Origin of the sequence: Croceibacterium aestuarii (assembly GCF_030657335.1) — a bacterium.
In the GTDB taxonomy this organism is placed as follows: Bacteria; Pseudomonadota; Alphaproteobacteria; order Sphingomonadales; family Sphingomonadaceae; genus Croceibacterium_B; species Croceibacterium_B aestuarii.
Genome location: NZ_CP131039.1, coordinates 2,470,639 through 2,496,108, shown reverse-complemented (window position 1 = coordinate 2,496,108; position 25,470 = coordinate 2,470,639). Strand labels below are relative to the sequence as shown.

Below are 25,470 nucleotides of genomic sequence, written 5' to 3'. Positions count from 1 at the left end.
TGTTCACTCCCTCCAGTCGAGCCAGGCCTGCCACAGCGACGCCCGGAATTTCCACCGCTGCAAGAGCGTGTCGGGGTCGACCGCGGCGAGCACCGCCGTGTCGGAGCCTTCAAGCGCGATTCGCCGCGGATTTGCACCGCCTTGCGCCGGATCGTGCTGAAAAAGAGTCAAAAGTTCGCGACCGAGCACAAGAATGCGCTGCGGAGCGGCAAGGGCGATGTGGTGCTTGACGATATCGTCGAATCCGCGCGCGACCAGCATCGTCCAATCTGGGTGCTTGGCATGGTAAGGCAAGGCCGACGCCAGATAGGTCTCCTCTTCGGCAAGGCCCATGGCCTCGCGCATGGCGGATACGAGCTGGCCGTGCGGACCAGAGAGGAGCGCCTGCGAATCGCCTGTCTCGGGCATGGCCACGAGAATCATCAGCTTCGCCCGGGCGGCCCCGCGGGGCGGGATTCGCTGCCCGCTGCCGGCAGCGGCGAGCGAGGGCTCGGAGAGCCACCATGGCGCGAACTCGGCGAGCGATCGAGGCCAGGCGGCGCGATCCCCTCCCAGCGGCGGCAGTTCCGGCTTTTCCGGCGGCTCGATCGCCGTTGCTGCCGGCGGAGCAGCAGCCTTGGTGACCGGTTCGGGTGCGGCGAGCCAATTGTGTGGCTCGTCGACGAAATCGCAGTCGACGCCCGCTTCGCGCCACCAGTCCTGGGCGGCTGCGAGCGCTTCGCTGAGCGGGATGGCGGGTTTCGTATCCATGGTGCGGTCGGTGCGCAGGTCTTGACCTGCCGCCGCCCAGCTATCAAGCCCCGTCCATGCTATTCACACGAATGAAGGTGAGCCGGTGAGCGCCCAGGAATCGCAGCGTGAATCGATGCCTGTCGACGTCGTCATCGTCGGCGCGGGCCCGGCGGGCCTCGCCGCCGCGATCCGGCTCAAGCAGCTCGACGACGCGCTCGAAGTGGTGGTGCTCGAAAAGGGCTCCGAAGTCGGCGCGCACATCCTCTCGGGGGCGGTGATCGATCCCCGGGCGCTCGACGAACTGCTGCCCGAATGGCGCGAGACCTGCCCGCTGGCGCGCGTGCCGGTGACCGAGAACCACCACTGGGTGCTGAGCGCGAAGGGCAAGCGGGAGCTGCCGCACCTCGTCATGCCGCCGCTGATGAGCAACAAGGGCAACTACACCGGCTCGCTCGGCAATCTGTGCCGCTGGCTGGCCGAGCAGGCCGAGGCGCTGGGCGTACAGGTCTTCCCCGGGTTCCCGGCGTCCGAAGTGCTGTTCGACGATGGCGGCGCGGTGATGGGCGTGGCGACGCAGGACATGGGCGTCGCCGCCGACGGCAGCCACAAGCCCGACTACCAGCCGGGAATGGAACTGCACGCGAAGTATACGCTCTTCGCCGAGGGCGCACGCGGCAGCCTTACCAAGCGGATGAAGGCTCACTTTGCGCTGGATGCCGATAGTCAGCCGCAGGTTTACGGGCTTGGCATCAAGGAGTTGTGGGACGTCCCTGCTGAAAAGCATCAAGCCGGGCGGGTGATCCACACGCAGGGCTGGCCGCTGTCGGAGAGCGAGACCTGGGGCGGGGGCTTTCTCTACCACCAGGCCGACGGACAGGTTGCGCTCGGTTTCGTCACCGCGCTCGATTACGCCAACCCCTGGGTCTACCCGTTCGAGGAATTCCAGCGCTGGAAGACGCATCCGGCGATCCGCGAAGTGCTCGAGGGCGGCAAGCGCGCGTCCTACGGGGCGCGGGCAATCAACGAGGGCGGCTGGCAGTCGGTGCCGCAACTCGCCTTCCCGGGCGGCGCGCTGGTCGGCTGCTCGGCCGGTTTCGTCAACGTGCCGCGGATCAAGGGCACCCACACCGCGATGAAGAGCGGGATGCTGGCGGCCGAAGCCGTGGCGTCAGCCATTGCCGACGGTCGGGAAAAAGACACGCTTTCCGAATATGATAGCGCGCTTCATTCAAGCTGGATCGCAAGCGAATTGCAACTGGTGAAGAACGCCCAGCCGCTGGTCGCCAAGTTCGGCGGTGCGCTCGGATCGGCGCTCGCCGGGATCGACATGTGGCTGCGCACGCTCAAGATCCGCCTGCCGTTCACGATGAAGCACCACATCGATGCCGAGGAAACGCGGCGGGCCGACCTGTTCACTCCCATCGCCTATCCCAAGCCCGACGGGAAGCTCACCTTCGATCGGCTCAGCTCGGTGTTCCTCTCGGGTACCAATCACGTCGAGGACCAGCCGTGCCACCTCGTGCTCAAGGACCCGACGGTGCCAACGCGGATCAACCTGCCGATCTATGCCGGGCCCGAGGCGCGCTATTGCCCGGCCGGGGTCTACGAGTTCGTCGGCGTCGAGGAGGGCGAACCCAAGCTGGTGATCAACGCCCAGAACTGCGTCCACTGCAAAACCTGCGACATCAAGGACCCGACCCAGAACATCGAATGGGTCACGCCCGAAGGTGGTGGTGGCCCGAACTATCCGAACATGTAACCCTCCCCGGACCGGGGAGGGGGAGGATTGATGCGCGAAATTGCTTACGCCAAGATCAACCTCGCGCTGCATGTCCGGCGGCGGCGGGAGGACGGGTATCACGAGCTCGAAACGCTGTTCGCGTTCGTCGATGCGGGCGACGAATTGACGGCACGACGCAGCGAGCGCGACGAACTGATAGTCGTTGGCGAGTTTGCTACGGAAATAGCTGATCCGTTTGGAAATCTCGTTTCGAAGGCTTTGGCGAAATTGCCTCGTCCCGATGGTCTGTCGATCACGCTCGAAAAGAACCTCCCGGTAGCTGCCGGGCTCGGTGGAGGTTCGGCCGATGCCGCCGCAGTATTCCGCATGGTGCGCGATACCCATGGGCTGCCGGAAGACTGGCGTCAGCAGGCTGCGTCGCTGGGCGCCGACGTCCCCGCGTGCATCGACAGCCTTGCCTGCATCGGGCGCGGGACCGGGACCGAGCTGGAGTTGGTCGAGAACGACCTTGGCGGAACGCCGGTCCTGTTGGTCAACCCGCGGGTTGCGCTGTCGACCGGCCCGGTCTTTGCCGCCTGGGACGGCTTTGATCGCGGACCACTGCCTGAGGGAACCGCGCGCGATATCGCCCGCGAGGGGCGCAACGATCTCGAAGCCCCGGCGATCTCGCTTTGTCCCGAGATTTCCGGGGTTCTCGACGTCCTGCGCGAAACGGAAGCAGTCCTTGTGCGTATGAGTGGCTCCGGGGCGACGTGCTTCGCACTTTATCGCGACGCCGATACCCGGTCCGAAGCGGCGGCGCGGACGGCCCGCGATTGCCCGAACTGGTGGCAACTTTCCGGAAGGCTCAGGTGAACGGCGCAGAACAGGTCTACCGGCGCATCGGCACGCCCCGGAAGGGCGGCATTATCGCGGTATGCGACCATGCCAGCAACTTCGTGCCCGCGGACATTCCGCTCGGCGTGCCGCCCGAGGCGCTGGAGAAGCATATCGCCTGGGACATCGGCGCGGCCGGAGTGTGCGAACGGCTCGCCCGCAGGCACGACATCGCCGCGCACCTCGCCTGCGTCAGCCGACTCGTCATCGACCTGCACCGCGAAGAAGATTCGCCCGCGCTAATTCCGGAATCGAGCGACGGCACCCTCATACCCGGCAACATCGGCGCCGATCGCCAGATGCGGATAGATCGCTTCTACCGGCCCTATCACGAGGCGCTTGCGGACTGGATCGACGAGGTCGAGCCCGAGCTGCTGCTGTCGATCCACAGCTTCACACCCGAACTCGAAAGCACCCCCGCCGAACGGCCCTGGGAAGTGGCGCTGCTTTACAACGAAGACGACCGCGCCGCTCGCCACGCGATCCGCATGTTCAAGGCGCAGCGCTGCGTCGTCGGCGACAACGAGCCCTATTCGGGCAAGCAGCTCAACGCGACGATGAACCGTCATGCGGAGGCGCGCGGGATTCCGTACTGCGCCATCGAACTGCGCAATGACCTGATCACGAAGGAGGCCGGGCAGGCGCGCTGGGCGTCGATGATCGGCGACATCGCGAACAGGGTAGCTTTGGCGCTTGAATAGGATTTTGTCTTAGATTGCGCGGCGCGCTGCGGTAGGACGGGACCTGCAACCGCCACCAGCAATCGGACCCGACATGCCCGCTTACCGTTCCAGAACCTCGACCCACGGCCGCAACATGGCCGGCGCGCGCGGATTGTGGCGGGCGACGGGCATGAAGGACGGCGACTTCGGCAAGCCGATCATCGCCGTGGTCAACTCCTTCACCCAGTTCGTGCCCGGGCACGTGCACCTGAAGGACCTCGGCCAGCTCGTCGCGCGCGAGGTCGAGAAGGCCGGCGGCGTCGCCAAGGAATTCAACACCATCGCCGTCGATGACGGGATCGCCATGGGCCATGACGGCATGCTCTATTCGCTGCCCAGCCGCGACCTGATCGCCGACAGCGTCGAATACATGGTCAACGCCCATTGTGCCGATGCGATGGTCTGCATCTCCAATTGCGACAAGATCACGCCCGGAATGCTGATGGCGGCGATGCGGATCAACATCCCCGTCGTGTTTGTGTCGGGCGGCCCGATGGAAGCGGGCAAGGTGGTGCTCAAGGGCAAGGAGGTCGCGCTCGATCTGGTCGATGCGATGGTCGCAGCAGCCGACGAGAGCATGACCGACGAGGAAGTGCTCAGCATCGAGCAGTCTGCCTGCCCGACCTGCGGATCGTGCAGCGGCATGTTCACCGCCAATTCGATGAATTGCCTCACCGAGGCGCTCGGCCTCTCGCTGCCCGGCAACGGCTCGCAGCTTGCCACCCATGCCGACCGCCAGGGCCTGTTCGAACGCGCCGGCCGCCTCGTCGTGGCGCTGGCCAAGCGCTATTACGAGGAGGACGACGACAGCGTCCTGCCGCGCACTATCGCCGGCTTCGAAGCCTTCGAGAACGCGATGACGCTCGATATCTCGATGGGCGGATCGACCAACACCGTGCTCCACCTGCTCGCCGCGGCGCACGAGGCCGGGGTCGATTTCACTATGAAGGACATCGACCGGTTGAGCCGCAGCGTGCCGTGCCTGTGTAAGGTCGCCCCGGCCAAGAACGACGTGCACATGGAAGACGTCCACCGCGCCGGCGGGATCATGGCGATCCTCGGCGAACTCGACCGCGCCGGCCTGCTGCACACCGCGCTCCCGACGGTGCACAGCCCGACTCTGGGCGATGCACTGGCCGACTGGGACATCCGCTTGACCAACAAACCCAAGGTGCAGGAATTCTACAAGGCCGCGCCTGGCGGGGTGCCGACACAGACCGCGTTCAGCCAATCGCGCCGCTGGGACGAGCTCGATACCGATCGCGTCTCGGGCGTCATCCGCAGCAAGGAGCATGCTTTCAGTCAGGACGGCGGCCTGGCCGTGCTTTACGGCAACATCGCCCGCGACGGCTGCATTGTGAAGACCGCCGGGGTCGACGACAAGATCCTCAAGTTCTCGGGGCCGGCCAAGGTCTACGAGAGCCAGGACGCCGCGGTCGCGGGGATTCTCAGCGGCGAAGTCGTCGAGGGCGACGTCGTCGTCATCCGCTACGAAGGGCCGCGCGGCGGGCCGGGGATGCAGGAAATGCTCTACCCGACCAGCTACCTCAAGTCGAAGGGCCTCGGCGCGGCCTGCGCGCTGATTACCGACGGGCGCTTTTCCGGCGGCACCTCGGGTCTGTCGATCGGCCACGTCTCGCCCGAAGCGGCCGAGGGCGGAAACATCGGGCTCGTGGAGGCCGGCGACACGATCGAGATCGACATCCCGGCCCGGACGATTGAACTCCTGGTTTCCGACGAGGAGCTCGCCGCGCGCCGCGAACGGATGGAAGCGCAGGGCGAGGCTGCCTGGCATCCCGCCCGGCCGCGCGAGCGGCGCGTGTCCGACGCGCTCAAGGCCTATGCCGCGATGACCACCAGCGCCGCACGCGGCGCCGTACGCGACGTCTCGCAGCTCAAGCGCCGGTGATGCGCCGCTGGGCCTCGCTTGCTGCGATCACTGCGGTCGCCGCGTGCACCGGCGGGGCGGGCGAAGCGCCGCAAGCGGCTGTAAACTCCGACCGAATCGATTGCGCGCCGGCGGGCGCCGAGACGTTCGCAGCGGACTGCACCGCCGAATTGGCCGACGAGAGCGGCGAGTCGATCGTCGTCGTGCGCAACCCGGACGGCAGCTTCCACCGCTTTCGCATCGTGAACGACGGCAAGGGCCTCGAAGCGGCCGACGGGGCCCTGCCGCTCGACCTCGAATATGCCGAAGGCACAGTGACCGTGGCGGTCGGGCGCGATCGCTACGTGCTGCCGGCGAGCAAGCGCGGCGATCATGCCGCCGAGTGACGGACCGACCGACCAGATACTGACCGTCGCGGAGATGCAGGCGGCCGAGCAGGCGCTCATCGACGGCGGGGAGAGCGTCGACAGCCTGATGCTGCGCGCAGGGCAGGGCGCGGCCGAATGGGTCTGGCGGGTCGCGGCGGGTCGTTCGGTTACCGTGCTGTGCGGCCCGGGCAACAACGGCGGCGACGGCTATGTCATCGCCGAAACCCTGCGCGCGCGCGGCACGCGTGTCACCGTCGTGGCGCCCATCGAACCGGCGACGGATGCCGCCCGCAAGGCGCGCGCTGCCTATGGCGGCGATCTCGCCGACACTGGAGACGGCGGCGTGTTCGTCGATTGCCTGTTCGGCAGCGGCCTCAGCCGTCCGCTTGACGGCGAGCTCGCCGCGCTGTTGCGCGCGCTGGCAGCGGCACACGGCGCATCTATCGCCATCGACCTGCCGAGCGGAGTTTCGAGCGACGATGGCGCGCAGCTCAATGACGACCTGCCGCATTACGACCTGACCGTCGCCCTCGGCGCGTGGAAGTTCGCCCACAGCCTGCTGCCGGCGCGCGCGATGATGGGCCAATTGCGGCTGGTCGATATCGGTGTTGCCCAAGTGCAGAGCGCGGTGCGGGTCATTGGCCGCCCGTCGCTCGCAGCGCCAGCGCGCGACGCGCACAAGTATTCGCGCGGACTGCTGGCCATCGTCGCGGGCCCCATGCCGGGCGCCGCGCTCTTGGCTGCGCAAGGCGCGGTCCATGCGGGCGCTGGCTATATCAAGGTCCTGGGCGAGGCCCCCGGCGGGCCAGTCTGGGCGGTGAACGATTCGCGCCCGTTGGCCGAAGCGCTGCACGACGAGCGGATTGGCGCGGCGCTGGTCGGGCCCGGCCTGACCCGTGACGGCGCGGCGCGCGGCAGGCTGGAGACAGTGCTGGCGCGCGATCTGCCGACGCTGGTCGATGCCGATGCCCTGCACCTGCTCGCGCCGGCCATGCTTGGCGGTCGTTCGGCTCCGCTCGTCCTGACACCCCACGCGGGGGAGTTTGCGGCGCTCGCACAGGCCTTCGGCACCACGACGGAGCGGCGGATCGACGCGGTGCGCGCGCTGGCGTCGGCTTGCGGCGCGGTCATCGTCGCAAAGGGACCGGACACGCTGGTTGCGGCGCCCGACGGCCGGCTTGGCGTCGCGCCGCCGGCTTCGAGCTGGCTTTCGACCGCGGGGACGGGCGACGTCCTGGCCGGCATTGTCGCTAGCCGCCTCGCCACGGGGGAGGAAGCCTTCGCGGCGGCGTGCAACGGCGTGTGGCTGCACGGCGAGGCGGCGCGGCTGGCGGGCCCTGCATTCTCCGCCAGCGAGCTTGCCGACCATGTTGCCGAGGCCTACGCGGCCGGCCTGTGAGCGAATCCGAGCAGATCGTCCGCCTTGCCGCCAAGGGCGACGGCGTCACCGCGTCGGGGCGGCACGTCGCGCTGGCCGCACCGGGCGATGTCCTACGGCCCGACGGCATCGTAGAGCCGGGCCCGCATCACATCGCGCCGCCGTGCCGCCACTTCCCGCGCTGCGGCGGCTGCCAATTGCAGCACTGCGACGATGCCGCGCTGGCCGATTTCGTCCGCGATCGCGTGGTCAACGCCGCCGAGGGGCAGGGCCTCGCGCCCGAAATCGTCGCTCCGGTGCATCTCTCACCGCCTCGCACACGGCGCCGCGCCTCGCTCAAGGCGGTGAACGGCGGCGGTCGTCCGCTGGTCGGTTTCAACGAGGGCGGATCGCACAAAGTCGTCGACCTTGCCGAATGCCACGTCCTCGCGCCCGACCTGTTCGAGATGGTCGGCAAGCTGCGCGGCCTGCTCGCATCGCGCCGCGGCAAGTATGCGCTGTCGATCGACCTCGCGCTGACCGATTCGGGCGTTGACTGCGCGATCAAGGGACTCGAGGTCGATGGGCTCGAGGAAACCGAGGCCCTGCTCGACTTCTGCCGCGCCAACGGCCTGGCGCGCCTCTCGCTCGACCAGGGCTACGGGTCGGAAAGCTTCTGGGCACCCGAGCCGGTGACCGTGACGCTGTCGGGCGTAGCGGTCGAGTATCCGCCCGGCGCCTTCCTGCAGGCGACCCGCGACGGCGAGGCGGCGCTGGCGCATGCGGCCCGCGAGTGGCTCGCGGGCAGCAAGCGCGTGGCGGACCTGTTCGCCGGGCTCGGGACCTTCGCCTTTGCGCTGTGCGGTACGCAGGTCGTTGCCGCCGAAGCGGCGCGCGATGCCCATCTCGCCTGCCGCACGGCCGCCAATCGCGCCCGCTTGCCGTTCGAAGCGGTCCACCGCGACCTTTTTCGCAGCCCCCTGCGCGCCGAGGAGCTGGCCGGATTCGACGGCGTCGTGCTCGATCCGCCGCGTGCCGGCGCCCGCGAGCAGGTAGCGCAGCTGGCGGCGAGCAAGCTCGGCAGGGTGGTCTACGTCAGCTGCAACCCGTCGAGCTGGGCGCGCGACGCCAAGGTGCTGGTCCAGGGCGGCTTTACGCTGGCCGAGGTCCGCCCGGTCGGCCAGTTCCGCTGGTCGACCCACGTCGAACTGGCGAGCTTATTTGTCCGCGAGAACGGCTAGGATCCGTTCGAGCAACCACGCCTGGTGGGCCGTGCCCGAATAGGCGTGGTCGGCGTTCTCGCAGATCGCCAGCCGCTCGTCGCCGCGGTCCCAGCTGGCCAAGAACGCCTGTCCCGTCCGATCCGCGCCCGCGACGAGGATCGCGGTTCGGCCGCGAAATCCCGCCAGGCCTTGCGCCATCTCGCCGGCCAGGCCGCTCGGCGCCGGGTTGCGCCGCGTTGCCTCGAACAGTCCGCCGACCAGCTTGCGCAGGTCCACCCCGCCGGTCAGCAGGCGCAAGACTTCGCGCGGATTCTTGAGCTTCTGCAGGTAGCGCGCGCGGATCGCCTCGGGCGGGGGCGGCGCGTCGGCGGCGTCGTCTTCATAGGTCCACGGATTGCTCAGGATGAGCGCGTCGGCCCCAGCGCCGCCGGCCACCATCAGCGCGCTGGCGGCGTCGCAGTTGCCCAGAGCGGCGACGCGGGACAGGCCGGGGCACGCGCCTCTGAAGGCTCTGAGCGCGGCGGCGATGTCGTGCTGCGAGTGGCGGAAACCGGTGTTGTAGCCTTCGCTGTCGCCAACCCCGCGGCGATCGAAGCGGAACACCGGGTACCCGGCGCGGGCGATCCCGTCGGCAAGCGCAGCCTGGCCGGAGAAAGCCCCGGCGCGAGTCTCGTTGCCGCCGGTAACGAGCAGCAGCCCGGTCTCGCCTTCGGCGTCGTCCAGCGTTCCGGCCAGCTGCGCTCCCTCGCACGCGAAGACGAGGTGCTTGCGGTTCACGCCAGCAGTTCCATCGAGACCACGGCAGCCAGCGCATCGGCCTGCGCCGCGTCGTAGTCGGGTTCGGCGCGCAGCCACAGCGCCGCGCCGCCGATATCGGCGTGGGCGATCTTGCGCTGCCGCGGCAGGTCCGGCGGCTCGGCCGTTTCCAGCTCGGCGATCATCTCCGCCCCTAGCCGGTATCCGGCCAGATCGAGTCCTTCGCGGCGGCCGATTTCGATCAGGCCCTCGCGCGTCTCCTCGCGCCCGGCTTCGCGAGCGGCAATCGTGCGGGCGCGGAGCATGGAGCGCAGAACCTGACTGCCGCCCAGCGCGGCATAGCGCCAGCCCGGCAGGTCCGGCGCGAGGATGGCGCCGGCGCGAATCGCCAGCACGTGGGTCGCGGCGAACTCGCGCGCTGCAGCCTCGGCCGCTGCGCGCCACGTTGTGATCGTCTGCGCCTCGAGGGGCGCCTCGCTCTCGTTGCAGCCAGGCAGATCGGGGAGGATGACGTCGATCCCTGCGCCGTCGAGCCGCCGCATGACTTCGGCGGTCAGACGCCGGAGCTTGTTGCTCTCATCGAACCAGGCGGGCAGCACGAGGACGCGCCGATCCCGGTCGCGGTCGAACTTGAGCGCGTATTCTTCACCGGAAGGGGAGGTCCAGCCGGCGATCACCGCGCTGCGTTAACCTGCGTTGCACTTGGCACGGACGAAATCGAGCAGGCCGCCATACGTTTCGAGCATTTCGCCGTCGACCTCGTCGTCCTCGATGACGATGGCGAGCCGGTCCTCGATCTCGGTCAAGAGGCCGGCGACGGCCATCGAATCGAGTTCGGGCAGGTGGCCGAACAGCCCGGTGTCGGCGTCGAAAGCGGCGGCACGTTCGGCGGAGATGCCGAGCACGTCCTGCAGGATCTGGCGCAGCGAAGCGTCGGTCGCGTCGCTGGAATTGTCGAGAGCGGTTTCGCGGCTCATCCGGGTCCCCAATTGCATTGCGGAAGCCCGGTTAGCCGCGGGAATCGCGCGAAACAAGCGTGCGCAGCCTGGCCCGCGCAATCGCCGGCCAGTTGCGCGGGTCGCGGGCGCGCCAGCATTGCAGGCGGTAACGTGGGCGCGATTCCTCCATCCAGTCCTGCTTGTAGGGATCGTCGCCGGTACCGAAATCGACCCATCGGACGCCGTCGCCGTCGATGACGCGCTCCATCAGCGCGGCAGTCAGCGTCGTTCCGGGGGACAGCGGCTTGGCGCTTTCGCGGTGGGCCAGCTTGTGGATGTAGGCGGTGCCGTCCTCGACCGTCCAGAACTGCGCGGCGATGGCCACGCCATCGTGGCGCGCCACGGCGAGGCGGATGCGCCCGGCGCTGCCTTCGGCTTCGGCAAAGCGGCGGAGCAGGGCGGGGTCGCCTTCCTCGGGCTTCCAGCTTTCGGAGTAGATATCCTCGTAGTCGGCCCAGACACCCGGGTCGAAGCGGTCCAGGATTTCGACGTCGACCTTCTTCGCCTTTCGCTTGAGCGTGGTTCGCAGCCGGCCGGGGCGTCCTTCGAGGTATTCGCCATAGCTGCGCCCGCCGACTGCGAGCATGCGATTGGTGTCGCACGGCTCGCGCACGACCAGCCAGCCGGATCGCTCGAAGGCGCGCTGCAGCTGGCGGGCGGTGCCGTCCTCGTCGGGCACGCGCTCGAGCACGATGTGCGAGGTATGGCGGGCAAGATCACCGGCCAGCGCAATCGAGAGGCTGTCGGCAGAGGCATAGGCGGTGCCCAGCGGACGCCAGGTGAAGGCGTACCAATTGAGCAGGGCTTCGAGCCGGCGTCCGGTGCGGCGCAGCGGGAAGACGATACCGCCCGAGGCATCTGCGGCCACGGCATAGAGCGGCACGCCGGCGCCGCCTTCGAGCGCGGCAAACCAGTCGCGCCGAGCGAACGGACCGCGCGCGGCCAAGTCTATGGCTTGCACATCGTTAACCGTGTCGTGATAGCTGATGGCTGTCACAGTGCTTTCGCGTCCCTCCTCGGAGCTCCAATGCCGCTTCCAGATCCCGTGCCCCGGCCGCTCGATCACCTTGCCGAACGCGGCAGGGGCGGCGACGCGGCGCTCGTCCTGCGGGGGGAGACGCTTAGTTTCGATGAATTAAGAACCCGTGTCGCTGCGCTCGCCGGATGGCTCCGGGCGCTGGCCGACGAAGACGGGGCGCGGGTCGCCAGCTGGGCGGCCAAGGGCGAACTCACTTGCCTGCTGCCGCTTGCCGCGGCGCGCGCCGGGCTGGTCCACGTGCCGATCAACCCGCTGCTCAAGCGGGCGCAAGTGGCGCACATCCTGAGCGATAGCGGATCGAAACTGCTGATCGGCACGCCCGCGCGGCTGGCTACGCTCGAAGATGGCGACGTGCCGGCCGCTTGCCGGGCATTGGGTGAGAATGAAGCGCTCGATGCAGCGCGAAACGCCGATGAACACCTGCCCCCGTCTGACCGGAATACCGACGAACTGGCGGCGATCCTCTACACGAGCGGCTCGACCGGACGGCCCAAGGGCGTGATGCTCAGCAATGCGAACATGTGGCTCGGCGCGGTCAGCGTGGCGAGCTACCTCGGGCTCGCCAACGACGACGTCACGCTGGCGGTGCTGCCGCTGTCGTTCGACTATGGGCAGAACCAGCTGCTTTCGACCTGGTACGCCGGCGGCTGCGCGGTTCCGCTCGACTACCTGACCCCGCGCGACGTCACCAAGGCCTGCGTGACGAACGGCGTCACGACGCTCGCCGCGGTGCCGCCCCTGTGGGTGCAATTGACCGAACTCGACTGGCCGGCGGAAGCCGTGGCGTCGATGCGCCGCCTGACCAACAGCGGCGGCGCACTGACCGAGGACCTGGTCCGCAAGCTTCGCGGGCAATTTCCCCAGGCGCGGCTGTTCCCGATGTACGGGCTGACCGAGGCGTTCCGTTCGACTTACCTCGACCCGGCGCTGGTCGACACGCACCCGACGTCGATGGGTAAGGCGATCCCGTTCGCCGAGATTCTCGTCATTGGCGACGATGGCCGCGTGACGTCGCCCGGCGAAGAAGGGGAACTGGTGCATTGCGGGCCGCTCGTCGCACAGGGCTATTGGCAGGACGCCGAGCGGACGGCGGAGCGCTTCAAGCCTGCTCCCGCGCAATCCGAATATGGCGGCACCGCGGTGTGGTCGGGCGACCGCGTGCGGCGCGACGAGGACGGGCTGCTCTACTTCGTCGGGCGGCGCGACGCCATGATCAAGAGCGCGGGCAACCGCATCAGCCCGCAGGAAATCGAGGAAGCCGTGCTCGCCACCGGCCTGGCCAGCGAAGTCGCGGCGGTCGGCGTGCCCGATCCGCGGCTCGGGCAGGCCGTGGTGCTGGTGGTCCGCGGGGGCGGGGACGAGGAGACCCTGCGCGCCGCGCTCAAGCGCGAGCTGCCGAATTTCATGCAGCCAAGGGACGTGGTCTGGGTCGAGGCCATGCCGCTGAACCCCAACGGCAAGATCGACCGTAACGCGCTGCAGGCCGAAATGGCGCGCAAGGAGGCCGCATGAAACCGCTCGGCCCTATCCCCGCCGGCTACGGCAGCATCGATGGCGAGCTCGCCCTCGGGGGCAAAGCCGCCAGCGCGCTGGTCGAAGAGGCTGGAGGCACACCGCTGTTCGTCTATTCGGCCGACCTGATGCGCCGCCGCATGGCCGTGCTGCGTCAGGCCATGCCGCAAAGCCTGCGCATTCATTATGCCATAAAAGCAAATTCCTATCGGCCGGTCCTCGAATTGATGGCAGGTCTGGTCGACGGCTTCGACATCGCCTCGGGCGGCGAACTGGAGATGGTCCTGGCAGCCGGGCAGGACCCGGCCAAAGTCAGCTTCGCCGGCCCGGGCAAGCGCGACGACGAGCTGCGCGCGGCGATCGAGAATGGCGTGACGCTCAACCTCGAATCCGAGAACGAGGCGCATCGCGCGCTGCGCATCGCCGAGGAACTTGGCAAGGCGCCGGCGCTGGCAATTCGAGTCAATCCCGATTTCGAACTGCGCGGCTCGGGCATGAAGATGGGCGGGGGGGCCAAGCCCTTCGGCCTCGACGCCGAACGTGTGTCCGCCCTGGCGCGCGAAATCATCGCTGCCGGAGCCACCTGGCGCGGCCTCCACATCTACACCGGCAGCCAGGCGCTCGATGCCGGTGCGGTGGCCGAAACCCAGGCCAACGTTCTCGAACTCGCCGCGCGGCTTACCCGCGAGATCGGTCATCCCTTGCCGCACCTCAACATGGGCGGCGGATTCGGCATTCCCTACTTCAGCGGCGACCAGCCGCTCGACATCGCCGCCGTGGGCGCTGCCCTGGGGGAGCGCTTCGATCAACTGCCGGGCGAGCTGGCAGGGACCGAGTTCGCCATCGAACTCGGCCGCTACCTCGTCGGCGAGGCGGGGGTTTACCTGACGCGGGTCGTCGACCGAAAAGTCAGCCACGGCACGACCTTCCTCGTCACCGACGGTGGTCTGCACCACCAGCTGGCCGCTTCGGGCAACTTCGGCACGGTCGTGCGCCGCAACTATCCCGTTGCGATAGCAAGCAAATTCACTGGTGAGCCGGTCGAAGAGGTCAATGTTGTCGGCTGCCTGTGCACCCCGCTCGACCGCCTCGCCGACCAGGCCATGGTGCCGCACGCCGACATTGGCGACACCGTCGCGGTGTTCTGTGCCGGGGCCTATGGCGCCAGCGCCAGCCCCTCAGCCTTTCTCGGCCAGGGACCTGCCCGAGAAATGCTGGTTTAGGATTGGGCCCCCGCCTGTCCCGGATTGGGACGGGCGCTCACAAACCCGCAGAATCGGGCGGTTTCGGGCGTCAAGACTAACGCAATGTTCACCCTTTTCCGGGACAAGGCGAGCCGGATTCAGGGTCGTGGTCCGGGTGCGAATGGCTGCACCCGCGTCTGGCCCGCCGAAAACTCGAGGACGTACCATGCGATTTTCCGCCGTTTCCCGTTTTCTGGCTGCCCTCTCGATGGCTCTCGCCGTTGTCGGCTGTTCGAGCACTCCCGATGCCCAACTCGCTCCGGCGAGCTTCGTCGCAATGCAGGAAGGCCCCGGCGAGGAATATATCATCGGCCCGCTCGACGAGCTGACCATCCACGTCTGGCGCAACGACGAGCTTGGAGCGCAGGTTCAGGTACGTCCCGACGGACGCATCACCACCCCGCTCGTCGCCGACATGCCGGCCGTGGGCAAGACACCGACGATGCTGGCCGAGGACATCCGCCTGCAGCTCTCGCAATACATCGCCGAGCCGCTGGTCACGGTCATCGTCAACAAGTTCGCCGGGACGTTCAGCCAGCAAATCCGGGTGGTGGGGGCGACGGAAAAGCCTGCGTCGATCCCGTACCGCGCCAACATGACCGTGCTCGACGCGATGATCTCGGTCGGGGGGCTGAGCGAATTCGCCGCCGGCAATCGCGCCAAGCTGATCCGCTTCGACAAGCAGGTCGGCCGCCAGCGCGAATATCACCTGCGGCTCGGCGACCTGCTCAAGAAGGGCGACAGCAAGGCCAACGTGATGCTCCAGCCCGGCGATGTGATCATCATCCCCGAGAGCATGTTCTGAGCAGGAGGCCGGGGGCTTGAACACCATCATCGAAGAGGTGCGCTCGGCACTCTGGACGGTCTGGAACCGCCGCTGGCAGGCGCTTGCCGTCGCCTGGGGCGTGTGCCTGCTTGGCTGGCTGGTAGTGGCGCTCATTCCGAACGCTTATGATTCGAAGACTCGCATATTCGTCCAGCTCGACGACGCGCTCGCGCAGCAGATCGGCATCGGTTCGTCGACGCGCGAGAAGGACATCCTGCGCGTCCAGCAGACGCTGACCAGCGCGGTGAACCTCGAAAAGGTAATCCGCTCTACCCGCATCGGCGACGACATCACCACGCCGGCGCAGATGGAGCGTGCGGTGCAGGCGCTGGCCAAGAAGATCGTCGTCGTCGCACAGGGCGAAAACCTGTTCGAAATCACCGCGACGAGCGGCCGCAGCGACTTGTCCGATGCCGAGAACGCGCAATTGGCGCAGGACATTGCCAATCGCATGATCGACATCTTCCGCGAATCCAATCTCGGCGAATCGCGCGGCGAGATGCGCGACACGATCACGTTCCTGGATCAGCAACTCGCGGAACGCAGCCGCCAGCTCGAGGAAGCCGAACAAAAGCGCCTGGCCTTCGAATCAGAGCACCCCGATCTTGCCGGCGGGACCGAAGCGATCTCGGCGAAAATCAACGCCAACCGCGACGATCTGCGCGCCGTGCAAGCGGACCTTGCAGCCGCCAAGAGCGCGCTCGCGGCGATCGACGGGCAACTCGCCAGCACGCCGCGCACGCTCGTCACCGCCGACGGCGGCGGCCCCAAGGCCGCTCTGGCCCAAGCGCAGTCGAACCTTGCGGCACTGCAGGCTCGCGGGCTCACGGACAGCCACCCGGATGTCGTCGCGGTGAAGAAGCAGATCGCCGCGCTGCGCATTCAGACGCAGGGCGCCGGAGGTGACTATGGCACCCCGAACCCGGCCTATACCTCGCTTCAGGGCCTGCGGATCGACCGCCAGGCCACGGTCGAAGCGCTGTCTTCGCGGGCCGCGGCGATCCAGTCGGAATTGGCCAATTTCGCCGCCAGCCAGGCGAAGGAACCGACGGTCGCCGCCGAAGCGCAGCGCATCAGCCGCGACTACGACGTGCTGCGTCAACAATACGACAAGCTCCTGCAGGACCGCGAGGAATTGCGCCTGCGCGGCCAGGTCGAGACCGAGCGAAGCGCCATCAAGTTCGAGGTCATCGACCCACCAAGCACGCCGCGCGTGCCGAGCTGGCCGAATCGCCCGATCCTGCTCTTCGCAGTTCTCTTCCTCGGCCTCTGCGCCGGTGGCGGCACCGCTTATTTGCTCGGCCGCATGCGCTCTTCGTTCGCGACCGCGGGCAGGCTGGAGGAGACCTTCCAGCTGCCGGTCGTCGGCACGATTTCGCTTGCACTGACCGACGCGGCGCGCGCGCTGCACAAGCTGCGGATGCGCCGCTTTACCGCAGCTTCCGCCGGTCTCGGCGTCTTGTTCCTGGTCCTGCTGATCGCCGAATTCGTTCAGCGCGGCACGGTGGCGTGAGGAGGCCGGCATGACCGAACAGAGCAAGATCCCGCTGCCCGAAGCGGGCAAAGGCGAGGGCGAACGCAAGAAGTCGCTGTTCGAGCGGGTCGACGACCTGTTCGGCTTCGGAGGCGCGCCGGTTCCCACCGAACTCGCCCAGCCGCCGCAAAAGCGCGGCAAGAAAACAGCGGCTCCCGTCCTCTCCGCAGAAGTCGCAAAGGACACGGAGCACACCTTCGCCGAACCGGGTCCCGCTGCCGACCTTGCGTCCGACCGGTCCGTTCAGGCCAAAGCTGCGCCGATTCCCGCCGCGCCGACACCGGTCGAGCCTGCCGTGACCTTCGCGGCCAAGCCCCAAACGCTCGACCGCAACCACCTGCGCCAGCAGGGTCTGATCGAGCCGGGTGGCAAGGTTACCGCGCTCCTCGAAGAGTTTCGCATCGTCAAGCGCGAGGTCCTGCTTGCCGCGCGCACGGCCCAGGCGAACGGCGGCGGGGCCAAAGCCCAGCGCGTGCTCATCTGTTCACCGCTGCCCGGTGAGGGCAAGACCTTTTGCGCTGCCAACCTGGCACTCGCCATGGCCGCAGAAAAAGACAGCGAAGTCGTGCTGGTCGACGCCGATTTCGCGAAGCCCTCGATCCTCTCCACGCTCGGCCTGGCCGGGGGCCGTGGACTGATGGACGCGCTGGCCGACCCGTCGTTGCGCGTCGAAAGCTTCGTCTTGGCGACGGACGTGCCCGGACTCTACGTCCTGCCGGCCGGCAACCAGACCAATTCCGACAGCGAATTCCTCTCGAGCAAGCGCACCGCCGCGGTGCTCGACCGCCTGACGCAAGGCGCACCCAATCGCCTGCTCATTTTCGATTCGCCTCCGGCGCTGGCCGCATCACCCGCGGCGGAGCTGGCGAAATACGTCGGTCAGGCGCTGGTTGTCGCACGCGCCGACCTCACCGGGCAGAGCGCGCTCGAGGATGCGCTCTCGCTGCTGTCGAACTGCCCGGACATCAAGCTTCTGCTCAACGCCGCGCAGTACAGCCCGAGCGGACGCCGGTTCGGCACCTATTACGGATACGGGGAGTGATCGCATGACGGGCCATATCCGCACCATCGCTCTTGCTCTTGCCGTGCTCGCCGTTCCGGCGGGTGCGCAGGCGCAGGACCAGGGCGGCGAACAGGAGGCCACGCCCACGCTGCGCGGCCCGCATATCGAGATTGCGCCCTATATCGAGGCGGCCGAGGTGCTCACAAAGCAGCTCGATCCCTATAACGACACCGTCACCTACACGACCGTTGCTGCGGGCGTGGACGTCTCGGCGACCGGCCGCTACTCGGCCGCGTCGGCCTCGGCTCGCTATGAACGGCATTTTGCCAACGACAGCACCACGCGCGACAGCGACACCGTCAGCGGCATCGGCCGCGCGTCGGTTGCGCTCGGCTCGCCCAACGTCACGGTGGAAGCCGGCGCGCTCGCTTCGCGCTCGCGCGTCGACAGCGACGGCACGGCGTTTGCCGGCTCGCTGCAGCAGGATGACTCGACCACCAGCAGGATCTATTCGGTCTATGCAGGTCCATCGGTCCAGTCGCGCGAAGGCGCACTCGAAGTCGAGGGGCATTACCGTTTCGGCTATACCAAAGTTGAATCGCCCGACAGGCTCGTTGCCGGCGCCAGCGGGGGCGCGCAGCTGGTCGATCTTGCCGACGAGAGCACCACGCATTCGGCGCAGGCGCGGGTCGGCTTCGCGCCCGACACGGTCCTGCCGGTCGTCGGCGTAGGCGTCGGCGGCGGCTGGAACGAACAGAACACCACGAATCTCGACCAGCGCGTCCGCGACCGTCATGCGCGTGCAGACGTCACCGTCCCGCTCAGTCCGACGCTCGCCCTCGTCGGCGGAGTAGGATACGAAGACGTCGAAATATCGAGCCGCGACGCCCTTCGCGACGGCAGCGGCGCGCCGATTATCGGGGCCGACGGCCGCTTCGTCACCGACAAGAGTGCCCCGCGGGTCATCGCCTACCAGACCGACGGCCTGATTTGGGATGCCGGCGTCATGTGGCGCCCGAGCCGCCGGACCTCGCTCGAGGCGTTTATCGGCAAGCGTTACGATTCGACGACGTACTACGGCAGTCTCACCTACGCACCGAACAGCCGCCAGAGTCTCAACATTTCCGTTTATGACGGGATTCAGACGTTCGGCGGCCTGATCAGCGACCGTCTCGCCGGGCTCCCCGCGCAGTTTCAGGCCATCCGCAGCCCGTTCTCGGGCGACCTCGGGACATGTGTCACGAGCACCAGCACGGAAGGCGGCACGTGCATTGGCGATGCCTTCGGGTCGCTCAACTCGGTGGTCTACCGCGATCGTGGCGTATCGCTGAGCTACGGGATCAACATGGGCCGCAGCCAGGCCGGCATCGGCATCGGTTACGATCACCGTAAGTACATTGCCGCCGCCGGAACTGTGCTGGCGCTCGCCAACGGGGCGGTCGACGAGCAATACTGGGCGACGATCTATGGCACGACCGAGATCGATCGCCGATCGAGCCTCAGCGCCAATGCCTATGGTAGCCGATACTCGAACGGCCTCACCGGCGAAACGACCTTCGGGTACAGCGCATCGCTCGCCTATTACCGCCAGCTGATCGCGGGCCTCAGCGGCACCGCCGCGGTCGGTCTCGACGGCATCACCCAGGATTCACTGCCCGACGTGCAGGCCGCTTCGGCGCTGCTCGGCCTGCGGTACACCTTCTGACGCTTGGAGAAGACTCGATGTTCGACAACTTCTACGGACTGACCGGGAAGCCCTTCCAGCTTACGCCCGATCCGGCGTTCTACTTCCGCAGCGTCACGCACAGGAAGGCGCTCTCCTACCTCGGGTACGGTCTGGCGCAGGGCGAGGGCTTTATTGTCATCACCGGCGAAGTCGGCGCCGGCAAGTCCACGCTTGTCGCGCACCTTATGGGCACGATCGATCCCGAACGGCTTACCGTGGGCCAGATCGTCACCAGCAAGCTCGACGACGAAGAGATCATCCATGTCGTGGCGCAGAGCTTCGGGCTCGACATCGAAGGACACGACAAGGCCAGCGCGCTGGGTTCGATCGAGGGCTTCCTGCACGAGGAAGCCCGCGCCGGGCGGCGTTGCCTGCTGGTGGTCGACGAATCGCAGAATCTCGAAATTCCGGCGCTCGAAGAGTTGCGCATGCTGTCGAACTTCCAACTCGGCAATCATCCGCTGCTGCAGACCTTGCTGCTCGGCCAGCCCGAATTTCGCGCCACGTTGCAAAGCAGCCCCGACCTCGAACAGCTGCGCCAGCGCGTCATCGCCGCGCATCACCTCGAACCGATGGAGAAGGGCGAGATCGAGCCCTATATCATCCACCGTCTCGACAAGGTCGGCTACAACGGCAACCCGTCGTTCGACCAGCGCGTGTTCATGGAGCTCTACGAGGCCAGCGGGGGCATTCCGCGGCGCGTCAACCAGATCGCCAATCGCCTCCTCCTGCTCGGCGCCGTCGAAGAGCGCACCCGGATCGATTCTGCCATGCTCAAGGCCGTGCTCGACGAGATGGCCGGGGAAAAGGCATTTCCCGAAGCTGCACCTCAGCCCATGCCGAAGGTCGAACCGGCTCCCGCTACTCCTGCGCCGCTCAATCACGAACCGCGTCTGGACAGGACGGCGGTCGAGGCGATGCTCGCCGAGCGCGATCAGCAGATCGCCGAACTGCAGCAGGCGATTGTCGAGCTGGCCAGCGGCAGTCAGGACGAAGCCGCTGCCGCGCTGATGCCCGAAATCGCCGCGTTGCAGGAAAAGGTCGCCCATCTCGAGGCAAAGACCTTCGAGCAGGAGCGCTCGATCCGCCACACTCTGACCATGCTCATCGAATGGATCGAGAGCGAGATGGACGAAGCGCAGGCGGCCTGAAGGCCGGGAGGTATAGCCCGTGAATGCCGTAGCGCCCCTGGACGATGCCGTTCTTGCCGGCCCAGCGGGCTCGTCGATTGTCAACGGGTTGTCGGTCGATGTCGAGGACTGGTTCCAGGTCGGCGCGTTCGAAACCGTCATCGAAAAGGACGACTGGCCTTCGCTGGTCGACCGGGTCGAGCGCAACGTTCACGCCATCCTCGACATGTTCGACGAGGCTGAGGTCAAGGCGACGTTTTTCGCGCTCGGCTGGGTGGCCGAGCGGCACGGCGGCATCATGCGCGAGATCGTCAATCGCGGGCACGAGGTCGCAAGCCACGGGTGGGACCACGGCCGCGTGTTCCGGATGGACCGGGCATTGTTCGGCGCCGATATCGAACGCGCCCGCAAAGCGCTCGAGGACACCTCGGGCAGCCGGGTCAGCGGCTATCGCGCGCCGAGTTTCTCGATCGATGTGCGCACCCCCTGGGCGTTCCAGGAGCTGGCTGCGCAGGGCTATGCCTATTCCTCCAGCGTCGCGCCGGTTTCACACGACCATTACGGCTGGGCCCAGGCCCCGCGTTTCGCCTTTCGGCCGCTGCCCTGGTCCGAGCTAATCGAAATCCCCGTCACGACCGCGATGTTCGCCGGTAAGCGCCTCGCCGCCGGTGGTGGCGGCTTCTTCCGCGTCATTCCCTATGCGTTCTCGCGCTGGGCGATCCGCCAGGTGAATCGGCAGGAGGGACGACCGGCGATCTTCTATTTTCATCCCTGGGAAATCGATCCCGGCCAGCCGCGGGTCGCCGGCGCGCCGCTGAAGTCACGGCTCAGGCACTATACCAATCTCGACCGCATGGCGGACAAACTGCGGCTGCTGATCGGCGAATTCGCTTGGGGGCGAATGGACCTTCTCGCCCATCGCGAGGCCGCGCGGCTCGAAGCCGAGGCGGCGGCATGAACGCGCCCTTCAGCTCGACGAGCGATGTCGTGCGTCTCGCCGATCTGCGACAGCCCGACGAGACGGCGCGGATCGAAGCATTCGTGGCCGCGCAAGGGGGAAGCCTGTTCCACCGTCCCGCATGGCTGCGCACGATCGAGCGAGGTACCGGGCAGGCGGCGCTGGGGCTCGTTGCGGAAAAAGGTGCCGCCATGGTCGGCTGGCTGCCGCTGAACGAACTGCACTCGCCGGTTTTCGGCCGGGCGCTGGTTTCCAGCGGTTTCGCGGTCGAGGGCGGGGTGCTCGCGACCCGCGATAGCACCGCCCTCGCATTGTGTCGGGCAGCCGAGGAGCTGGCGGCCCGCCGCTCGTGCCAGTGCATCGAGTTGCGCGGCGGCGCGGCGCCGGCGGACTGGACCGCGACGAGCGAGAGCCACCTCAAGTTCGAGGCACCGCTGACCGCGGACGACGAGGCGCAGCTGCTCTGGATCCCCCGCAAGCAACGCGCCGAAGTGCGCAAGAGCCTGCAGGAAGAGCTCGAAGTGACGGTGGGCCGCGCGGAGCGGGACCGGGCGGCACATTTCGCGGTCTATGCCGAAAGCGTGCGAAACCTCGGCACGCCGGTCTTCCCCCGCGCGCTGTTCGACGCCGCGCTGGATGCCTTCGACAGTGACATCCAGACCATCTGGCATCGGGGCGAGCCCGTGGCCAGCGTGCTGTCCTTCTATCATGACGGTGCTGTGCTGCCTTACTGGGGCGGCGGAGTGTGGGATGCCCGCCGGTTACGCGCCAACGACCGCAACTATTACGAACTGATGCTGCACGCCCGGCGGCGCGGCTGCGCGCGGTTCGATTTCGGCCGCTCGAAGAAGGGCTCCGGGCCGGCAGCCTACAAGAAGACCTGGGGTTTCGAGGGCGTACCGCTGTCTTACGCGAGTTGGACGGCACAAGGAGCCCAGGCGCGCGACATCAATCCCGCGAGCGGCAAGCACGCCGCGCTCGTGGCCGCGTGGAAGCGCCTGCCCCTCGCGCTCGCCAATCGAATTGGCCCGCACGTTTCGCGGGGCCTGGGGTGAAGCGCGAAATTCTCTTCCTGGCTCACCGCTTGCCGTTTCCCCCCGATCGCGGTGACAAGATCCGGTCGCATCACCTGCTCACTGAGCTGACTGGTTTGGCGCCGGTGCACGTTGCCTGCTTTGCCGAAACGGCCGCCGACCGCGCGGGCGAGCACTTGCTGGCGGAAAGCGCCGCAAGCTATTGCATGCCCACACGCAGCAAGCCGGTGGCATTTGCCGGTATCGAGGCGGTGGCGCGCGGTCTCCCGGTCCTGCTGACGGCGTTCCACCACGCCGACATAGCCGCCTTCGTAACCCGAACCCTGCGCGAGCGGCCCATCGGCACGATCTACGTATTCTCCGGGCAGATGGGGCAATACGTCCCGCGCAACTGGGAGGGGCGCCTGGTGGTCGACCTGGTGGATGTCGATTCGGCCAAATTTGAACAGTATTCCCGAGCCGGTGGCCTGATAGCCGGTGTCCATGCCCGCGAGGCGCGGCTGCTGCGAGATTACGAGGCGCGGCTCGCCCGGATCGCCGACCGAACTCTGCTGATCAGCGAAGCCGAGGCGGCGCTGCTGCGTTCACGCCTGCCTGCTTCGAATACGGCCCAGATCGAGGTGCTTGGCAACGGCATCGATGCCGCCGCCTTCGATCCCGCGAACTGGCAGCGACACGACGCGCTATCGGCAGAGCGCGGTCCGCATTTCGTGTTCACCGGACAGATGGACTATGCCCCCAACGTGGCTGGAGTGGTCCGCATGGCGCGCCGCGTCTTGCCAGCGATCCGCAAGGTCCACCCGCTGGCACAGTTTCATGTCGTCGGCCGCGCGCCCGCTGCCGAGGTGCGCGAGTTGGATGGCAAGGGCGGCGTGCGTGTGTGGGGCGAGGTCCCCGCTGTGCAGCCGTTCCTGGCCGGGGCGGACATCGTCGTCGTCCCCTTGGAGCTCGCCCGGGGTATCCAGAACAAAGTGCTCGAGGCGATGGCGATGGCGCGCCCCGTGCTGCTGACCCCGCAAGCCGCGACCGGGATCGACATCGCCGATGGCGAGCATGTCGCAATCGCCGCGAGCGATGCCGAACTCGTCCGACGCGCCCTGGCATTGCTCGCCGACCGCCCCGCGCGCGAAGCACTCGGCCGAGCGGCCCGCAGTTTCGTGGTAGGGAAAATGTGCTGGTCGGCGATGCTCGCCGGACTTCCCAAAATCGTCGGGCATGCGGGCCCGGATACGTGCCGCGATGCTGCCTGACCTTGCTCTTTCGCGCCGTCCGGCGCTGCGCCCTCTTGTGGTGCCCCCGGCATGGCGGCGCCCCCTTGCCTGGCTTGCGCTGGCCTGGCTGGCTCTCTTTGCACTGACCGCCCCAGAATGGGACGAGATGGCCCACCAGTGGTGGGACGTTTCGACCTACAACCATATCCTCCTGGTTCCGCCGATCATCGGCTGGCTTGTATTACAGCGCGCGTCGCTGCTTGGGCAGCTTGAGCCCTCGGCCTGGTGGCCGGGACTCGTCATGGTCGCAGGTGCGCTGTTCCTGTGGCTGCTCGGGACCATCTCGGGCCTCAATTCGGCCAGCCAGTTCGGCGCCGTGCTGGCGCTCCAGGCAGCGTCGCTGGCGCTGCTCGGCCCGCGCATCGTCGCCGCCTTGCTGTTTCCGCTCGCTTACATGCTGTTTCTCGTTCCGTTCGGCGACGAACTCGTCCCGGCGCTGCAGCTCATTACCGCCAAGCTAACCATTGCGCTTACGCACCTGAGCGGCGTCCCGGCGCAGATCGAGGGCGTGTTCATCGATACGCCTGCCGGGTTGTTCGAGGTCGCGGAGGCCTGTTCGGGGGTGAAGTTCCTCATTGCCATGGTTGCGCTCGGAACGCTCGCGGCACACGTCTGCTTCCGGAGCTGGAGGCGCCGGGCCTCGTTCATGGCCGCCGCGGTCGTCGTACCGGTTGTCGCCAACGGAATACGCGCCTGGGGCACGATCTATCTCGCGCAGTCGCAGGGCATCGAATTCGCCGCCGGTTTCGACCATATCTTCTACGGCTGGATATTCTTCGCCTTGGTGATGGCGATATTGTTCGCCGCCAGCTGGCGCTTCTTCGACCGCGCCCCAGGCGACACTTCGCCCAATCTCACCTCGCTAGAGTCCTCGCCGCTGCTGACCGACCTCTCGCGCTATCGGATCGACAGTCGCGCCGCACTGCTGGCGATCGGCGGCATGGTTCTGGCGTTCTCGCTCTGGTCAGCTGCCGCACGATCGCTCGAGGCGCCACTCCCCTCCGTCATCGCGCTGCCGGCCGTGCCAGGATGGGAGCGAACCGACTATGCCCCGCGCGTATGGTGGGAGCCGCGCTCCGCCGGGGCGGATCACCGCCTGCTCGGCCGCTACCGCGATGCCGCGGGCCACGAAGTCGACGTCGCCTATGCTCTCTATGCACGCCAGGACGAAGGCCGCGAAGCTGGGGCATACGGGCAAGGCGCGCTCGTGCCAGACTCGCCCTGGCGCTGGCTCGAACCCGCCGCCCCGATTGGCGGAGGGCAAGGCGAATGGCTGCAGGCCCAGGGCCGGACTCGGCGCCTGGCGATGACCTGGTATCACAGCGGAGTCCTGACGACGGGCGATCGCGCGCGGCTCAAGCTGGCCACGATGGCCGACCGGCTGGCCATGCGCGCAAAGCCCGTGGCAACCTTGATCCTTTCCGCCGAGGCGCGCCCGGGCAACGATCCGCACGCCTCTATCCGCGCCTTTCTGGCCGCCGCCGGGCCGCCGGGCGAGTGGATGGACGCCATCGGCCGCGTGCCCTAAGCGC

General features: G+C 67.6%; 23 protein-coding genes. 18 read left to right on the top strand and 5 right to left on the bottom strand.

What is annotated here, in order from left to right; all coding sequences use genetic code 11:
- Window positions 1-3 precede the first annotated feature (3 nt).
- Complete coding sequence (locus Q7I88_RS12345) at window positions 4-750, bottom strand: uracil-DNA glycosylase family protein (protein ID WP_305096219.1); 747 nt, start codon at window positions 748-750, stop codon at window positions 4-6.
- Between the two features lie 115 nt (window positions 751-865).
- Between Q7I88_RS12345 and Q7I88_RS12340 the strand changes: the two genes are divergently transcribed.
- The 7 genes from Q7I88_RS12340 to Q7I88_RS12310 all read left to right on the top strand — a co-directional run bounded on the left by Q7I88_RS12340 (window position 866) and on the right by Q7I88_RS12310 (window position 8,925).
- Entirely contained in the window at window positions 866-2,491 is a 1,626-nt protein-coding gene (locus Q7I88_RS12340; protein WP_305098605.1) for an electron transfer flavoprotein-ubiquinone oxidoreductase, read from the top strand.
- 30 nt (window positions 2,492-2,521) lie between these two features.
- The gene (locus Q7I88_RS12335; RefSeq protein WP_305096218.1) at window positions 2,522-3,328 is read left to right on the top strand and encodes a 4-(cytidine 5'-diphospho)-2-C-methyl-D-erythritol kinase; all 807 of its coding nucleotides are present in this window, start codon (window positions 2,522-2,524) and stop codon (window positions 3,326-3,328) included.
- Window positions 3,325-4,050 (top strand): N-formylglutamate amidohydrolase, encoded by a 726-nt coding sequence (locus tag Q7I88_RS12330; RefSeq protein WP_305096217.1) that lies wholly within the window; start codon window positions 3,325-3,327, stop codon window positions 4,048-4,050. Before Q7I88_RS12335 ends, Q7I88_RS12330 begins: the two co-directional genes overlap by 4 nt.
- Before the next feature lie 73 nt (window positions 4,051-4,123).
- The gene (gene ilvD / locus Q7I88_RS12325; RefSeq protein ID WP_305096216.1) at window positions 4,124-5,980 is read left to right on the top strand and encodes a dihydroxy-acid dehydratase; all 1,857 of its coding nucleotides are present in this window, start codon (window positions 4,124-4,126) and stop codon (window positions 5,978-5,980) included.
- Window positions 5,980-6,345, top strand: a complete 366-nt coding sequence (locus tag Q7I88_RS12320) for a hypothetical protein (RefSeq protein WP_305096215.1) — start codon at window positions 5,980-5,982, stop codon at window positions 6,343-6,345. Before ilvD ends, Q7I88_RS12320 begins: the two co-directional genes overlap by 1 nt.
- Entirely contained in the window at window positions 6,332-7,726 is a 1,395-nt protein-coding gene (locus Q7I88_RS12315) for an NAD(P)H-hydrate dehydratase (RefSeq protein WP_305096214.1), read from the top strand. The genes Q7I88_RS12320 and Q7I88_RS12315 overlap by 14 nt, the downstream gene beginning before the upstream one ends.
- Window positions 7,723-8,925, top strand: coding sequence for a class I SAM-dependent RNA methyltransferase (locus tag Q7I88_RS12310; RefSeq protein WP_305096213.1), 1,203 nt, complete (start codon window positions 7,723-7,725; stop codon window positions 8,923-8,925). Before Q7I88_RS12315 ends, Q7I88_RS12310 begins: the two co-directional genes overlap by 4 nt.
- Here the strand turns inward: Q7I88_RS12310 and Q7I88_RS12305 are convergent.
- The 4 genes from Q7I88_RS12305 to Q7I88_RS12290 are packed head-to-tail and all read right to left on the bottom strand — an operon-like array spanning window position 8,902 to window position 11,658.
- The gene (locus Q7I88_RS12305; protein ID WP_305096212.1) at window positions 8,902-9,684 is read right to left on the bottom strand and encodes a hydrolase 1, exosortase A system-associated; all 783 of its coding nucleotides are present in this window, start codon (window positions 9,682-9,684) and stop codon (window positions 8,902-8,904) included. The genes Q7I88_RS12310 and Q7I88_RS12305 overlap by 24 nt on opposite strands.
- Window positions 9,681-10,340, bottom strand: a complete 660-nt coding sequence (locus Q7I88_RS12300; RefSeq protein ID WP_305096211.1) for an alpha/beta hydrolase family protein — start codon at window positions 10,338-10,340, stop codon at window positions 9,681-9,683. The genes Q7I88_RS12305 and Q7I88_RS12300 overlap by 4 nt, the downstream gene beginning before the upstream one ends.
- 9 nt (window positions 10,341-10,349) lie before the next feature.
- Window positions 10,350-10,640, bottom strand: coding sequence for an acyl carrier protein (locus tag Q7I88_RS12295; RefSeq protein WP_305096210.1), 291 nt, complete (start codon window positions 10,638-10,640; stop codon window positions 10,350-10,352).
- 31 nt (window positions 10,641-10,671) lie between these two features.
- Complete coding sequence (locus Q7I88_RS12290; RefSeq protein ID WP_305096209.1) at window positions 10,672-11,658, bottom strand: GNAT family N-acetyltransferase; 987 nt, start codon at window positions 11,656-11,658, stop codon at window positions 10,672-10,674.
- A 30-nt stretch (window positions 11,659-11,688) separates the two neighbouring features.
- Here Q7I88_RS12290 and Q7I88_RS12285 point away from each other — a divergent pair, with 30 nt between their 5' ends.
- The 11 genes from Q7I88_RS12285 to xrtA all read left to right on the top strand — a co-directional run bounded on the left by Q7I88_RS12285 (window position 11,689) and on the right by xrtA (window position 25,466).
- On the top strand, window positions 11,689-13,212 hold the full coding sequence (locus Q7I88_RS12285; protein ID WP_305096208.1) for an acyl-CoA ligase (AMP-forming), exosortase A system-associated: 1,524 nt from the start codon (window positions 11,689-11,691) through the stop codon (window positions 13,210-13,212).
- Window positions 13,209-14,435 (top strand): pyridoxal-dependent decarboxylase, exosortase A system-associated, encoded by a 1,227-nt coding sequence (locus tag Q7I88_RS12280; protein ID WP_305096207.1) that lies wholly within the window; start codon window positions 13,209-13,211, stop codon window positions 14,433-14,435. Before Q7I88_RS12285 ends, Q7I88_RS12280 begins: the two co-directional genes overlap by 4 nt.
- A 187-nt stretch (window positions 14,436-14,622) precedes the next feature.
- The gene (locus Q7I88_RS12275) at window positions 14,623-15,261 is read left to right on the top strand and encodes an XrtA/PEP-CTERM system exopolysaccharide export protein (protein ID WP_305096206.1); all 639 of its coding nucleotides are present in this window, start codon (window positions 14,623-14,625) and stop codon (window positions 15,259-15,261) included.
- A 16-nt stretch (window positions 15,262-15,277) separates the two neighbouring features.
- On the top strand, window positions 15,278-16,795 hold the full coding sequence (locus Q7I88_RS12270) for an XrtA system polysaccharide chain length determinant (protein WP_305096205.1): 1,518 nt from the start codon (window positions 15,278-15,280) through the stop codon (window positions 16,793-16,795).
- Between the two features lie 10 nt (window positions 16,796-16,805).
- Window positions 16,806-17,858, top strand: coding sequence for a P-loop NTPase family protein (locus tag Q7I88_RS12265; protein WP_305096204.1), 1,053 nt, complete (start codon window positions 16,806-16,808; stop codon window positions 17,856-17,858).
- Between the two features lie 4 nt (window positions 17,859-17,862).
- Window positions 17,863-19,524 carry a preprotein translocase subunit YajC gene (locus Q7I88_RS12260; RefSeq protein ID WP_305096203.1) on the top strand — a complete coding sequence of 554 codons (1,662 nt, stop codon included), beginning with the start codon at window positions 17,863-17,865 and terminating at the stop codon, window positions 19,522-19,524.
- 17 nt (window positions 19,525-19,541) lie between these two features.
- Window positions 19,542-20,696, top strand: a complete 1,155-nt coding sequence (locus Q7I88_RS12255; RefSeq protein WP_305096202.1) for an XrtA/PEP-CTERM system-associated ATPase — start codon at window positions 19,542-19,544, stop codon at window positions 20,694-20,696.
- 19 nt (window positions 20,697-20,715) lie between these two features.
- Window positions 20,716-21,633, top strand: a complete 918-nt coding sequence (locus Q7I88_RS12250) for an XrtA system polysaccharide deacetylase (protein WP_305096201.1) — start codon at window positions 20,716-20,718, stop codon at window positions 21,631-21,633.
- A complete protein-coding gene (locus Q7I88_RS12245; RefSeq protein ID WP_305096200.1) occupies window positions 21,630-22,688 on the top strand; it encodes a FemAB family XrtA/PEP-CTERM system-associated protein in 1,059 nt (352 codons plus the stop codon). Before Q7I88_RS12250 ends, Q7I88_RS12245 begins: the two co-directional genes overlap by 4 nt.
- A complete protein-coding gene (locus Q7I88_RS12240) occupies window positions 22,685-23,917 on the top strand; it encodes a TIGR03087 family PEP-CTERM/XrtA system glycosyltransferase (RefSeq protein ID WP_305096199.1) in 1,233 nt (410 codons plus the stop codon). The genes Q7I88_RS12245 and Q7I88_RS12240 overlap by 4 nt, the downstream gene beginning before the upstream one ends.
- Entirely contained in the window at window positions 23,907-25,466 is a 1,560-nt protein-coding gene (gene xrtA / locus Q7I88_RS12235; RefSeq protein ID WP_305096198.1) for an exosortase A, read from the top strand. The genes Q7I88_RS12240 and xrtA overlap by 11 nt, the downstream gene beginning before the upstream one ends.
- Window positions 25,467-25,470: the final 4 nt, after the last annotated feature.

Excerpts from the sequence above, each read along its gene's own strand:
- xrtA (WP_305096198.1), top strand. The coding sequence starts at position 23,907 with ATGCTGCCTGACCTTGCTCTTTCGCGCCGTCCGGCGCTGCGCCCTCTT.
- Q7I88_RS12345 (WP_305096219.1), bottom strand. The coding sequence starts at position 750 with ATGGATACGAAACCCGCCATCCCGCTCAGCGAAGCGCTCGCAGCCGCC.
- ilvD (WP_305096216.1), top strand. The coding sequence starts at position 4,124 with ATGCCCGCTTACCGTTCCAGAACCTCGACCCACGGCCGCAACATGGCC.
- Q7I88_RS12265 (WP_305096204.1), top strand. The coding sequence starts at position 16,806 with ATGACCGAACAGAGCAAGATCCCGCTGCCCGAAGCGGGCAAAGGCGAG.
- Q7I88_RS12295 (WP_305096210.1), bottom strand. The coding sequence starts at position 10,640 with ATGAGCCGCGAAACCGCTCTCGACAATTCCAGCGACGCGACCGACGCT.
- Q7I88_RS12280 (WP_305096207.1), top strand. The coding sequence starts at position 13,209 with ATGAAACCGCTCGGCCCTATCCCCGCCGGCTACGGCAGCATCGATGGC.
- Q7I88_RS12255 (WP_305096202.1), top strand. The coding sequence starts at position 19,542 with ATGTTCGACAACTTCTACGGACTGACCGGGAAGCCCTTCCAGCTTACG.
- Q7I88_RS12340 (WP_305098605.1), top strand. The coding sequence starts at position 866 with ATGCCTGTCGACGTCGTCATCGTCGGCGCGGGCCCGGCGGGCCTCGCC.
- Q7I88_RS12260 (WP_305096203.1), top strand. The coding sequence starts at position 17,863 with ATGACGGGCCATATCCGCACCATCGCTCTTGCTCTTGCCGTGCTCGCC.
- Q7I88_RS12275 (WP_305096206.1), top strand. The coding sequence starts at position 14,623 with ATGCGATTTTCCGCCGTTTCCCGTTTTCTGGCTGCCCTCTCGATGGCT.
- Q7I88_RS12320 (WP_305096215.1), top strand. The coding sequence starts at position 5,980 with ATGCGCCGCTGGGCCTCGCTTGCTGCGATCACTGCGGTCGCCGCGTGC.
- Q7I88_RS12285 (WP_305096208.1), top strand. The coding sequence starts at position 11,689 with ATGCCGCTTCCAGATCCCGTGCCCCGGCCGCTCGATCACCTTGCCGAA.
- Q7I88_RS12315 (WP_305096214.1), top strand. The coding sequence starts at position 6,332 with ATGCCGCCGAGTGACGGACCGACCGACCAGATACTGACCGTCGCGGAG.
- Q7I88_RS12335 (WP_305096218.1), top strand. The coding sequence starts at position 2,522 with ATGCGCGAAATTGCTTACGCCAAGATCAACCTCGCGCTGCATGTCCGG.
- Q7I88_RS12245 (WP_305096200.1), top strand. The coding sequence starts at position 21,630 with ATGAACGCGCCCTTCAGCTCGACGAGCGATGTCGTGCGTCTCGCCGAT.